This is a genomic window from Kitasatospora sp. NPDC004799, assembly GCF_040609095.1.
Classification (GTDB): Bacteria; Actinomycetota; Actinomycetes; order Streptomycetales; family Streptomycetaceae; genus Kitasatospora.
Window position 1 is genome coordinate 1 of sequence record NZ_JBEXJK010000289.1, and the last position, 10445, is coordinate 10445.

The following is a 10445-nucleotide window of genomic DNA, read 5'->3' on the forward strand; positions in this document are numbered from 1 at the left end:
TCTGCCAGCAGCTCCTTGCGGACGGCCTCCGGCGCGACCGAGCCGCGCACCGACTAGCGCGCCCGGCAGTTCGGCGCAGGCCGTCCGGAGCCGCCGCGCGAGGTCGGCGCGGGTGTGTCCGGACGGCTGCGCCACCCAGCCGTCCATCGCCTGGTGGAACGCGGCGACCAGCATGTCCACCGCCAGCCGGGTGTGCAGCGCGGCGACGGCCGCGGGGCCGTCGAGGGCGAACCGGCGGGTGACCGTCGACACCGCCTCCCGGGTCGTCCGCTCGCAGAAGGCCAGCCCGTGGGCGTCCATCGACGGCGTCCGGGCGGCCAACCGGCGGCTGGCCAGGGCGCGTTCGGCCCAGCCGTCGGCCGGCATCCGGTCGATCGCCTCGGTGAGGGTCCCCGCCAGGAGGGCCAGCAGTCGGCCGTCGTCCGGCGGCCGGCTCTCCAGCACGTCCAGGAACGCCGCCCACAGGTCCTGGGTGGGCGCCATCGCGACGTCCTCCTTGCTGGAGAACGCGCGGAAGAAGGTCCGCTTGGAGACCTCGACGGCCTCGCACAGCCGGTCCAGCGTCACCCCGTCGAAGCCGTGCTCGCCGAACAGTTCCAGGGCGGTGTCGATCAGCGCCTGACGGGTGCGCAGCTTCTTGCGCTCGCGCAGCGGGAGCGCGGCGACCGGCGCCTCGGGGGCCCGTCCGGCGCCCCGCTCCGGTGCCGTGGCGGTGGCCTTCTCGGGAGTCATCGCGGCCAGTCTAGTCGGGGCCGTAATGCCACCTGTAGGCTTATGCCACTCAGTGGCATAATCTTGGGGAGGATCCTCCATGCGCGCACTCCTGGTCGACCGCTCGGCCCCCGGCGGCCTGCGTCTCGGTGCGGCCCCGGACCCCGAACCGGCGCCCCACCAGGCGCTGGTCCGGGTCACCGCGACCTCGCTCAACTACGGCGAGGTCGCCTTCGGCCTCGACGCGGCCCCCGACGGTGCCGTCCTCGGCTGGGATGCCGCCGGAATCGTCGAACGCGCCGCCGCCGACGGCTCCGGCCCCGCCGAGGGGACCCCGGTGGTCACCCTGATGCCCGACGGCGGCTGGGCCGAACTGCGGGCGGTGGACACCGGGTTGATCGGCGCCGCACCCGTCGGTGCGGACCTCGCCGCCCTCGCCACCATCCCGGTCGCCGCCCTCAGCGCCCTGCGCGCGCTGCACCGCGTCGGCCCGCTGCTCGGCCGCAGCGTCCTGGTCACCGGCGCCACCGGCGGCGTCGGCCGCTACGCCGTCCAGCTCGCCCGGGCGGCGGGCGCCCACGTGGTCGCGTCCACCGGCTCGCCCGACCGGAACGGCGACGTGCTGCGCGGCCTCGGCGCCCACGAGGTGGTCGCCTCGCCGAAGGAGGTCGCCGGGCCGGTCGACGGCGTGGTCGACGTCGTCGGCGGCCCCCAACTGGTCGAGGCCTACGAGGCCCTGGGCCCCGGCGGCACCCTGGTCGCCACCGGCCACAGCTCCGGCCGGGGCGAGGACTTCGCGTTCGGCACCCTGTTCGGCGACGCGAACCGGCACGACCGCTCGGTGGTCTCCTTCTACCTGCTCGGCTGCACCGGCCTCGGCCGCGACCTCGGCTGGCTCGCCCACCGGGTGGCGGCGGGCGAGCTGGACCCCGGCATCACCTGGCGCGGCGACTGGGACGACGCGGCCGAGGCGGTCGACGCCCTGCTCGGGCGGCGGCTGCACGGCAAGGCGGTGCTGACCATCGGGGGCTGAGGACCTCCTCGGCCCCCGTCCGGGGCGCGGGTCCTTCGGGGGCCGGGCCCGTTGGGGGTGCGGACCCTTCGGCGTCCGGGCCCGCCCACCCGGACGGGTCACGCGCTGTCGCTGCGGAGCGGGATGCCGCCAAGCATGGGGACGTACGGGCCCTCGGCCGCCCGACACCGACCAGGAGAGGGATTCCCGGTGCGTGAACCCCACAGTCCCCCCGGCCACGGCCGGTGGACGCCGCAGCGCACGGTCGCGCTGATCGTGGCCGCCTCCGGCATCGCCGTGCTCGCGGCCTGCGGCAGCGACTCGTCGGGCACGGCGGCCGGCTCGCCCACGGCCACCGCGCCCGAGGCGGGCGCCTTCTCCGGCGAGCCGCCGTCCGCGATCGCCTCCGCCGCGGAGTCGCTGCTGGCCTCGGCGTCGGCCGCGATCGCCTCGGCCTCGGAAGCCTCCGCGTCGGCCTCCGCCGCCGAAGCCGCCAGGGCCTCCGCCTTCGAGGCCTCCGTCTCGGCGCAGCAGGCGATGACCAGGGAGAAGGCCGCCTCGGTGCTCAGCGGTGTGACGGACGGCGGCAACGCGCTGGGCGACGTCACCGTCACCGGCATCGCCCGGCAGAACACCGGCGGCGTGCACGCCGTGGTCGTCACCATCCGGAACCGGGGGACCGAGCGGGCCTCCTACGCCGTCCAGGTCGACTTCACCGACGCCGGCGGTCAGACCGTGGACAGCTCCGTCGTCGGCGCCGAGGACGTCCCGCCGAACGGCACGGCCGAGCCGATCGCCTTCAGCCGGCAGCCGGCCGACCGGACCCTGCTCCCCGTCGTGGTCAAGGCCGTCCGGTACTGACGCCGTCAGGGCTCAGCTCAGGGCTCAGCTCAGGGCTCAGCCGTCAGGGGTCAGCCGTCAGGACTCAGCGGAAGTCCGCCGCGTGATCCCGCACCCAGCTGCGGATGTCGCGCGGCGGACGCCCGAGCACCTCCCGCACGGTGCCGGTCACCCGCTCCGGCTCGCGGGTGAACGACTCCCAGGCGCGCAGCCGGGACTCCACGAACGCCGCGTTCCCCCAGGCCGCCGTCAGCCGCTCGCGGGCCGTCTCCACCGGCAGTTCCTCCCAGCGCACCGCCACGCCCAGCTCCTCGCCGATGATCCCGGCCAGCTCGGCGTGCGCGAGCGACTCCGGGCCGGTGACCACGTACGTCGCCCCGTCGTGCCCGTCCTCGGTGAGCGCCCGCACCACGACGTCGGCGATGTCCCGCTCGTGCACCAGCGAGCGCCGCGCCCGCCCGTACGGCCAGCGGACCACGCCCTCGCGCACCTGGTCCGCCCAGGCCAGCAGGTTGCCGGCGAAGTCGATCGCCCGGACGAAGGTCCAGCTCAGGCCCGAGTGCCGGATCAGCCGTTCAATCTCCTGGTGGAAGACGGCGGCCGGTTCGTCGTCGGCGAGGTCCGGCACGTCCGCCGACAGGTAGACGACCCGCCGGGCGTGCCGGGCGATCAGTTCCACCACCCGGGGCTGCACCGGCAGCCCCGGCCACATCAGGTACACCGCCTCCACCCCGCCGGCCAGCGCCGGCGCCAGGCTCTCGGGCACCGTCAGGTCGCCCCGGACGGCCTCGACCCCGGCGGGCAGCACCGCCTTCGCCGGGTCCCGCACCAACGCCCGTACCGTGTGGCCTTCTTCGGCCAGGGCGGTCACCACGTGCCTGCCCACACTGCCGGTTGCGCCGATCACCAGAATCTCGGTCATGCCGGGCCCAACGCCGGGCGGCCCCAGGGCTATGCCCGGGCGGCTACCAGCCCGACTCCGCCGGGCCGACGGCCGCCAGCCCCACGTGCCGGGCCAGCCACTCGGCGCGCCGGACGTCGCCCGCGCGGAAGTGGAGGAACACCGTGTGGTCGTCCGAGGGCCGGTCGTAGTCGACGTTGCGGCTGTTGAGGGCGATCTGGACGCCGGCGTCCTTGGCGCGGAGGTCCAGGCCGAGGTCGGGGACGGCGGGCCAGGCGAAGCCGCTCCAGGACAGCGAGGCGGGCGAGGAGCCGAGGAGGCCGAGGAACCGCTCCTCGATCGATCCGACCGGGCGTTCGTCCGACTGGAAGGAGAACGGGGCCAGTTCGTCCACCCGGGGATCGCCCGCGGCCAGCAGCCGCCGGGTCTCGTCGTACCCGACGCCGTGCCCGGCGGAGCCCGGGTAGACCTGGTCGGGGAAGGCCTCGAACAGCCGCCGGGCCTCCGCTGCCGTGAGCTCCTCCGCGTAGGCGTGCGCCTCCGTCGAGCGGCGGTGCACGGTGATCCCCAGCAGCCGCTGGGCGGCGTCGTAGGCGACCCACCGGTTGGGGGTGCGCAGGACCGGCAGGACGTTCGAGGTGCTCATGGCGGTGAGTCAAGCAGACCGGGTGCGGAGCGTCAGCCGGGTTTCCGGTGCACCTGCGCCGGTGGGTTACGTGACGCCGGAGGCGGGTTACGTGACGCCGTCGGCCCGGTCCCGGTCCCGTTCCTGTTCGCGTTCCCGCTGCCGGGTCCGGTAGGCGCGGGAGCGGCAGCGGGGCGAGCAGTAGCGCGGCGGGCGGCCGCCGGGGCGCTGGCCGTCGGGGGAGGGGACGGGGGCCGGCAGCGGGCCGCCGCACGCGGGGCAGGCCGCCGCCGGTACGGGCCGGGCGGTCTCGTCGGTGTCGGCCCCGGCGGCCCCGGCGGCTCCGGCGGCCCCGGCGGCCTCGGTGGTGGGTGCGGCGGGCGCCGGGTGCGAGGTGAGGCCCAGCCGTTCCGCGACCACGCCGGCCTGGAAGCGGCTGTGCGCGCCGAGGCCGTCCAGCAGGTCGGAGACGTGGCGGCGGCAGGTGCGCAGCGAGATGCCGAGCCGGCGGGCGATGGACTCGTCCTTGAGGCCCTTCGCGAGCAGCACCAGGATGCTCTGCTTCATGGTCTTGGTGACGTCGTGCGCGGCCTGCGGGCCGGTGGCGAACGGGGTCGCGTTCTCCCAGTCCCGTTCGAAGACGGCCAGCAGGTAGGAGAGCAGGTCGGGCTCCCGGATGATCAGCGCGCCGCCGGAGCTGGCGGGCAGCAGGGCCAACGAGCCGTCCACGATGATCAGTTGCGGCAGCACCTCCGGCAGCGTCCGGATCTCGGCGCCGGCCCCGATGAGCCGCTCCGCGTGCACCCGGGTGGGCTGGTCGAAGCGGGTCGCGTGCTGGTAGAGGCTCCGCATCCGGACGCCCCGGTCGAGCAGCGCCAGGTCGCGCGGCAGCGCCTCGCGCAGGGCGGCCGGGGGGAAGGAGCCGCCGTGCTTGGAGACCAGCACCTCGCTGCGGCAGGAGTCGATCACGTCGGCGAGCAGCGAGCGCACCGCGAACTTGTCGGGCAGGCGGTCGATGGTGCCCTGCGGGAAGGCGTGCTGGCGGGCCTGGAGGTAGACGGGGACCAGGGCGGCGAGGCCGTCGCGCTGCTGCTGGACGAGCCGCCGCTGCTCGCGCAGGGCCTCCTCCCGGGCGCGCAGGGCGGTGTCGCGGGCGGAGAGCAGCTGGGCGGTCGCGGCCTGGGGGCTGACGGGCTGCCAGGAGGTGGGGCCGCCGTCGGGTGAGCGCAGTTCCCGGAAGAGGCAGGCCGCGGTGAGCTGCCGGACGGCCGCCTCGCACTCCGGCAGGCTCAGGTCGGTCTCCGAGGCCGCCTGCGCGAGGGTCGCCGGGGTGAGGCGCTCGTGCACGACCGTCCACCGGTAGAGCGTGACGGCCGCGCTGTCGAGTGCGGGTACCTCGACGGTCGGGTCGGGGAGGGGCCCGGAGTCCATCGCATGCCTCCTAAAGCTGCCAGGCAGGCTCATGATCCCTTGTGGGGGATGCCGTGGCCATCCGCCGACTGGCAGGGTGGCGATCACGGGCCGGGTGATGCCGCGGGAACTGCGGAAACGCCCGGAACGTGTGGAACTGTCCCCGAAGTGATGGGAGCTGTCGTCATGCGAGGAATCGTGACGCGGACACTGGCCGCGGTCGCGCTGGGCGTCGCCGCCTGGTTGGGCGGGGCGGTCCCGGCCGGTGCCTCGGTGTTCGACGGCGCGGCGCCGGCGGACTCCTCCATTGCGAGCGGCGGCCACAACTGCATCCAGACGACGGCCTGGGGCGACGCCTGGTGCCCGGGTAAGCCGCTGAGCTGACGCGTCGTCGCGGGCGACGCCCCCTCCCTCATCCCTGCCGAAAGGTAGCCTGTCATGCACATGGCTCTGAAGCGTTCCGTCCGTACCGCCCCCACCGCCACCGGTCGGGCCGGCTCGGCCTCCTCCTCCGCCTCGGCCGCCGGCGGCTCAGCGAGCAGAGCCGCCCGGCGAAACAGCGCGCCCTGCACGGGAAGTCGGCCGAGTCGACTTCCCGTGCAGGGCGCGTTGCCGTCCACCCGGGCTCCGGGTTCAGCCGCCGACGCGCACCACGTACTTGCCGGTCGCCCGACCCTCCTGCAGGGCGTCGTGGGCGGCCGGGACGGCGTCCAGACCGGGCAGTTCGGTGACCGGCAGGTCGAGTTCGCCGTCGGCGACGAGGTCGAGGACCCGGCGGATGGCGCGGGCCAGGCGCTCGGGGGCGGTGGCGGCCAGGCCGCGGTGGCTGAAGCCGGTGACGGTCAGGTTGCCCGCCATCAGGCGGCTGAGCGGGGGCAGGTCGGCGACGGCGCCGCCGCTCGCGTTGCCGAACAGCACGATCCGCGCGCCGGGCGCCGCCACGGCGAGGTCGAGGTCGAGGGCCGCCGTGCCCAGCGGGTCGAGCACCAGGTCCACGCCCCGGCCGCCGCTCGCGGCGCGGATCGCCTCGGCGGGTTCGTCGCCGCGGGCGAAGGCGTGGTGGTAGCCGGAGGCGATCGCCGCCGCGGCCTTCTCCGGCCGGCCGACCGTGCCGATCAGCGTCCCGCCGCCGAGCAGCGGGACGAGCCGGGCGACGGCGTGGCCGATCCCGCCGCCCGCCGAGTGCACCAGGACGCTCTCCCCGGCGGTGAAGCGGCCGGCGTCGGTCAGCAGCAGGAGCGAGGTGGCCAGGCCCAGCGGGACGGCGGCTGCCTCGCGCAGCGCCACCCCGGCGGGGAGCGGCACGGTGAGCGCGGCCTCGGCGAGCACCACCTCGGCCAGCCCGGCGCCGACCGGCGCGGCGACCACGCGGTCGCCCACCGCCAGCCCGGTGACGCCCGCGCCCAGCTCGCGGACCGTACCGGAGACCTCCTTGCCGGGCCGGTACGGCCACTCGGCGGCGTACGCGGCGTCGCCGCGGCGGGTCATCACGTCCACGAAGTTCAGCCCGGCGTGGGAGACGTCGATCGCCACCTGCCCCGGTCCGGGGTGCGGCGTCGCGATCTCCTGGACCTGCGAGTTCTCGGATCCACCGGGTGCGGTCATCACCAGTGCGCGCATGTCGGGCCCCCTCGGCTACGATTTTCGACGAACGACGAAATTGGTGCGGTGGTCAGTGGTACCACGCCGTTTCCATGGATGTCGAACATCGCAGATCGGAGAGGTCGACCCATGCCCCGCAGCACCCGCCGCCGACCGGCGCTCATGCACCCCGCGACCGAGGAGATCGACCTCTTCGACGTCCTGCACGCGCTCTCCGACCCCACCCGGATGACCATCGTGCGCATCCTGCGCACCGAGCCCGAGCGGGCCTGCGGCACCTTCCCGGTGGACGTCGCGCCCTCCACCCTGAGCCATCACTTCAAGGTGCTGCGCGAGTCCGGCCTGATCAGCCAGCGCGAGGAGGCCAACCGGCGCTTCTCCGCCCTGCGCACGGTCGACCTGGAGCGGCGCTTCCCCGGACTGCTCGACACCGTCCTCGCCGCGCACGCCCTTACGGAGGGTGCGGAGGGTGCGGAGGGTGCGGAGGCCCGGTAGGGCGCGGGATCGCCGCGGTGGCGGGCTCGGCGCCGGGGCCTCCCCCGGGCGGGGGAGGGGCGCCTCGGCGCCGCGCGGGACCGTTCACGCGCCGGGCCCAGACGCGTGCTCGGCGCGCGGGCCGCTCAGCGCAGCCGGGAGGAGGACAGGATCGACGCCAGGTGCGCGACCACCATGCCCCAGGTGATCACCGTGATGCCCGCGAGCGTCCACCGGGTCGCGTCCAGGTGGCCGAGCCCGGCGTCCACCGCGGCCGCCGCCAGCAGCACCAGCGAGGCCTCGATGCCGTTCGTCACCCGGTGGATCTTGAACACCGAGGCGATCCTGCGGGCCGTCGCGATGCCCTGGGAGCGCGGCTGCGTCGACTCCTCGGTCGCCGGGAGCTGCCCGCTGCGGGCCCGGGCCACGTCCACCAGGTCCGTCGAGGCCTTGAGCAGCACCACGCCCAGCGCGGCCGCCAGCCCCGCCGACACCCACAGCTCCGACCCGCCGCGCGCCGCCCGTACGCCCGCACCGATCATCAGCGCGGCATCCGCCAGGTAGGCGCCGAGCCGGTCCACGTACACCCCGGCCATGCTGAACCGGCGCGTCCAGCGCGCCACTTCGCCGTCCACGCAGTCGAACAGCAGGAACAGCTGGAACAGCACGACGGCCAGCACCGCACCGGTGAGGCCCGGGATCAGCAGGGCCGCGCCGCCGCCGACCCCGCACACCACCATCACCCAGGTGAGGGTGTTCGGCGACACCGAGGTGCGCACCAGCTGACGGGTGGTCCGCAGCGAGATCCGCCGCATGTACAGCCGGCCCGCCCAGTGCTCGCCGTTGCGGCTCTGAAGCTTGGCCTGCGGCTGGCACACCTCGCGCAGCTCGGCGAGCGCCGGAGCAGCCACCATGACGACATCCCTCCACCTGTCCCGAAACGATCACCACAGGCTACGGCCTCCGGGGAAACGCCCGGACCAGCCGGTACGCCGTCCTCGGCACGGCATCGGCGCGGGATCGGGACGGCATCGGCAAGGGATCGGCACGGCATCGGGACGGCATCGGTACGGGAGGTGGCCGCCGGTGGAACATCCCGGTGGACCCGCCCTCCACCCCGCCCGCCGGCGAAAACCGGTGGGGCCGCCCGAGCGCCCCGGGCTAGGCTGCGCGGGTTCGCCGGAACCCCGAGCCCCGGGGCCCGATCGCCCGCTCCCGCACGCCGGTCGACGCGGTCCGCGCGGCCCCGGAGCGGAACGAGGAGCGCAGACCCATGGTGACCACGGGCAGCCCGTCACAGACCCCCGACCTGGCCCGACTGCTGGACGACCACCGCCCGTACGGCCCGGCGGAGACCGCCGACCGCGAGCGGGCCCGCCGCCTCCTCGGCGTCGCCGACGCCTGGAACCGGGGCACCTTCCCGCTCCACTTCACCGCCTCCGCGCTGATCGTCCACCCGCCGACCCGCCGGGTCCTGCTGCGCTGGCACGTCCGCCAGCAGGCCTGGTTGCACGTCGGCGGCCACGGCGACCCGGGGGAGACCAGCCCGCTGGACATCGCCCTGCGCGAGGGCGTGGAGGAGACCGGCCTGACCGACCTCACCCCCTGGCCCGGCCCCGCCCTGGTCCACCTCGCCGTGGTGCCCGTCCCCGCCTCGCCCGCCGAACCGGCGCACGAGCACGCCGACCTGCGCTTCCTGCTGGCCACCGGCACCCCGGAGCGGGCCCGGCCGGAGAACCCGGCGTCCCCGCTGGAGTGGCTCACCGTCGAGGAGGCCGGGCGGCGGACCACCGAGGAGAACCTCCGGGAGACCCTCGACCGCGCCGCCCGCGTGCTGCCGCCCGCCTGACTTTCTCCGAGCCGACCTCCCGCGGCCCGATTCCCCCTGGAGACCACAGATGCACACCGACCAGATCCTGATCTTCGACGCCGACGACACGCTCTGGGAGAACAACGTCCTCTTCGAGCGGGTCATCGACGGCTTCCTGGACTGGGTCGCCGCCCCGGCCGAGCAGGAGCGCACCAGGGCCCTGCTGAACGAGATCGAGGCCGTCAACTCCGCCACCCTCGGCTACGGCGCCACCGTCTTCCGGCAGAGCCTCGCCGACTGCCTGGAGCGGCTCAACGGCCGCACCCCGACGGCGGACGAGCAGGCCCGGATCGACGCCCTGCTCACCCCGCTGACCAGCCGGAACGTCGAACTGATCGCCGGTGTCGCCGACACCCTGGCCGCCCTCGCCGACCGGCACCAGCTGCTGCTGCTCACCAAGGGCGACCAGGGCGAACAGCGGCGCAAGGTGACCGAGTCCACCATCGACCACCACTTCCGCGGCATCCACATCGTCGCCGAGAAGTCGGTCGACACCTACCGGCAGCTCACCGCCGACCTCGGCCTCGACCCCGGCCGGACCTGGATGATCGGCAACTCGCCCAAGTCCGACATCGCCCCCGCCCGCCGGGCCGGCCTGCGCACCGTCTTCATCCCGCACGAGCACACCTGGGTGCTGGAGTACGCGGAACTCGGCCCGGACGAGGCGACGCTGCGGCTCCGGGCCTTCCCCGAGCTGCTGCGCCACTTCTGAGCCTCCGAGCCACTGAGCCGGGCGGTTCGTCGCGGACCGGGGCGCGTCCGGCCTAGACGGTGAGTGCGGCCGCCGGCACCGGCGTACCGTCCCGGTACAGCCAGGCCCGCTCGGCGGCCGACCAGGCGCTCGTCGTCAGCAGGTACAGCGCCGCCGCCACCGGCACCAGCAGCGCGAACAGCACCGAGCCGAACGACAGGTACGGCAGCAGCGCCGCCCCCGGCTGCGGGGCGGGCTGCGCCGCGGCCGTCGCCGCCGCGCGCTTGGCCCGGCGGAAGTTGACGAACC

General features: G+C 75.2%; 12 protein-coding genes and 1 pseudogene. 6 read left to right on the top strand and 7 right to left on the bottom strand.

Features of this window, described 5'->3' with window-relative positions; genetic code table 11:
* On the bottom strand, window positions 1–732 hold a 732-nt coding region (locus ABZW03_RS28975), incomplete at its 3' end, for a helix-turn-helix domain-containing protein (protein ID WP_355264493.1).
* Between the two features lie 79 nt (window positions 733–811).
* On the opposite strand from ABZW03_RS28975, the gene ABZW03_RS28980 reads away from it, so the two are divergent.
* Entirely contained in the window at window positions 812–1744 is a 933-nt protein-coding gene (locus ABZW03_RS28980) for a zinc-binding dehydrogenase (RefSeq protein WP_355264496.1), read from the top strand.
* 189 nt (window positions 1745–1933) lie between these two features.
* Window positions 1934–2584, top strand: coding sequence for a hypothetical protein (locus ABZW03_RS28985; RefSeq protein ID WP_355264499.1), 651 nt, complete (start codon window positions 1934–1936; stop codon window positions 2582–2584).
* 64 nt (window positions 2585–2648) lie between these two features.
* Here ABZW03_RS28985 and ABZW03_RS28990 read toward each other — a convergent pair whose 3' ends face one another.
* The 3 genes from ABZW03_RS28990 to ABZW03_RS29000 form a co-directional block, all read right to left on the bottom strand.
* Complete coding sequence (locus tag ABZW03_RS28990) at window positions 2649–3485, bottom strand: NmrA family NAD(P)-binding protein (protein WP_355264502.1); 837 nt, start codon at window positions 3483–3485, stop codon at window positions 2649–2651.
* Between the two features lie 43 nt (window positions 3486–3528).
* A complete protein-coding gene (locus ABZW03_RS28995) occupies window positions 3529–4110 on the bottom strand; it encodes a hypothetical protein (RefSeq protein WP_355264505.1) in 582 nt (193 codons plus the stop codon).
* An 87-nt stretch (window positions 4111–4197) separates the two neighbouring features.
* Complete coding sequence (locus ABZW03_RS29000) at window positions 4198–5520, bottom strand: LuxR C-terminal-related transcriptional regulator (protein WP_355264508.1); 1323 nt, start codon at window positions 5518–5520, stop codon at window positions 4198–4200.
* A gap of 177 nt (window positions 5521–5697) precedes the next feature.
* Here ABZW03_RS29000 and ABZW03_RS29005 point away from each other — a divergent pair, with 177 nt between their 5' ends.
* Window positions 5698–5883, top strand: coding sequence for a hypothetical protein (locus ABZW03_RS29005; protein WP_355264511.1), 186 nt, complete (start codon window positions 5698–5700; stop codon window positions 5881–5883).
* A gap of 249 nt (window positions 5884–6132) precedes the next feature.
* Here ABZW03_RS29005 and ABZW03_RS29010 read toward each other — a convergent pair whose 3' ends face one another.
* A complete protein-coding gene (locus tag ABZW03_RS29010) occupies window positions 6133–7119 on the bottom strand; it encodes a zinc-binding dehydrogenase (protein WP_355264514.1) in 987 nt (328 codons plus the stop codon).
* A gap of 111 nt (window positions 7120–7230) precedes the next feature.
* Here ABZW03_RS29010 and ABZW03_RS29015 point away from each other — a divergent pair, with 111 nt between their 5' ends.
* Entirely contained in the window at window positions 7231–7596 is a 366-nt protein-coding gene (locus ABZW03_RS29015) for a helix-turn-helix domain-containing protein (protein ID WP_355264517.1), read from the top strand.
* A 125-nt stretch (window positions 7597–7721) separates the two neighbouring features.
* Here ABZW03_RS29015 and ABZW03_RS29020 read toward each other — a convergent pair whose 3' ends face one another.
* Window positions 7722–8489: a CDP-alcohol phosphatidyltransferase family protein gene (locus tag ABZW03_RS29020; protein WP_355264520.1), complete on the bottom strand. Its 768-nt coding sequence runs from the start codon at window positions 8487–8489 to the stop codon at window positions 7722–7724.
* 359 nt (window positions 8490–8848) lie between these two features.
* On the opposite strand from ABZW03_RS29020, the gene ABZW03_RS29025 reads away from it, so the two are divergent.
* Together ABZW03_RS29025 and ABZW03_RS29030 are read left to right on the top strand one after the other, a co-directional pair.
* On the top strand, window positions 8849–9424 hold the full coding sequence (locus ABZW03_RS29025; RefSeq protein ID WP_355264522.1) for an NUDIX domain-containing protein: 576 nt from the start codon (window positions 8849–8851) through the stop codon (window positions 9422–9424).
* Window positions 9425–9473: 49 nt separating this feature from the next.
* Window positions 9474–10157, top strand: coding sequence for an HAD family hydrolase (locus tag ABZW03_RS29030; RefSeq protein ID WP_355264525.1), 684 nt, complete (start codon window positions 9474–9476; stop codon window positions 10155–10157).
* A 52-nt stretch (window positions 10158–10209) separates the two neighbouring features.
* Here ABZW03_RS29030 and ABZW03_RS29035 read toward each other — a convergent pair.
* Window positions 10210–10445, bottom strand: a pseudogene (locus tag ABZW03_RS29035) (hypothetical protein); the annotation flags it as partial.

What these genes read in the sequence shown, in the direction of transcription:
- ABZW03_RS28980 (WP_355264496.1), top strand. Translation starts at nt 812, where the DNA reads ATGCGCGCACTCCTGGTCGACCGCTCGGCCCCCGGCGGCCTGCGTCTC.
- ABZW03_RS28990 (WP_355264502.1), bottom strand. Translation starts at nt 3,485, where the DNA reads ATGACCGAGATTCTGGTGATCGGCGCAACCGGCAGTGTGGGCAGGCAC.
- ABZW03_RS28995 (WP_355264505.1), bottom strand. Translation starts at nt 4,110, where the DNA reads ATGAGCACCTCGAACGTCCTGCCGGTCCTGCGCACCCCCAACCGGTGG.
- ABZW03_RS29000 (WP_355264508.1), bottom strand. Translation starts at nt 5,520, where the DNA reads ATGGACTCCGGGCCCCTCCCCGACCCGACCGTCGAGGTACCCGCACTC.
- ABZW03_RS29010 (WP_355264514.1), bottom strand. Translation starts at nt 7,119, where the DNA reads ATGCGCGCACTGGTGATGACCGCACCCGGTGGATCCGAGAACTCGCAG.
- ABZW03_RS29015 (WP_355264517.1), top strand. Translation starts at nt 7,231, where the DNA reads ATGCCCCGCAGCACCCGCCGCCGACCGGCGCTCATGCACCCCGCGACC.
- ABZW03_RS29020 (WP_355264520.1), bottom strand. Translation starts at nt 8,489, where the DNA reads ATGGTGGCTGCTCCGGCGCTCGCCGAGCTGCGCGAGGTGTGCCAGCCG.
- ABZW03_RS29025 (WP_355264522.1), top strand. Translation starts at nt 8,849, where the DNA reads ATGGTGACCACGGGCAGCCCGTCACAGACCCCCGACCTGGCCCGACTG.
- ABZW03_RS29030 (WP_355264525.1), top strand. Translation starts at nt 9,474, where the DNA reads ATGCACACCGACCAGATCCTGATCTTCGACGCCGACGACACGCTCTGG.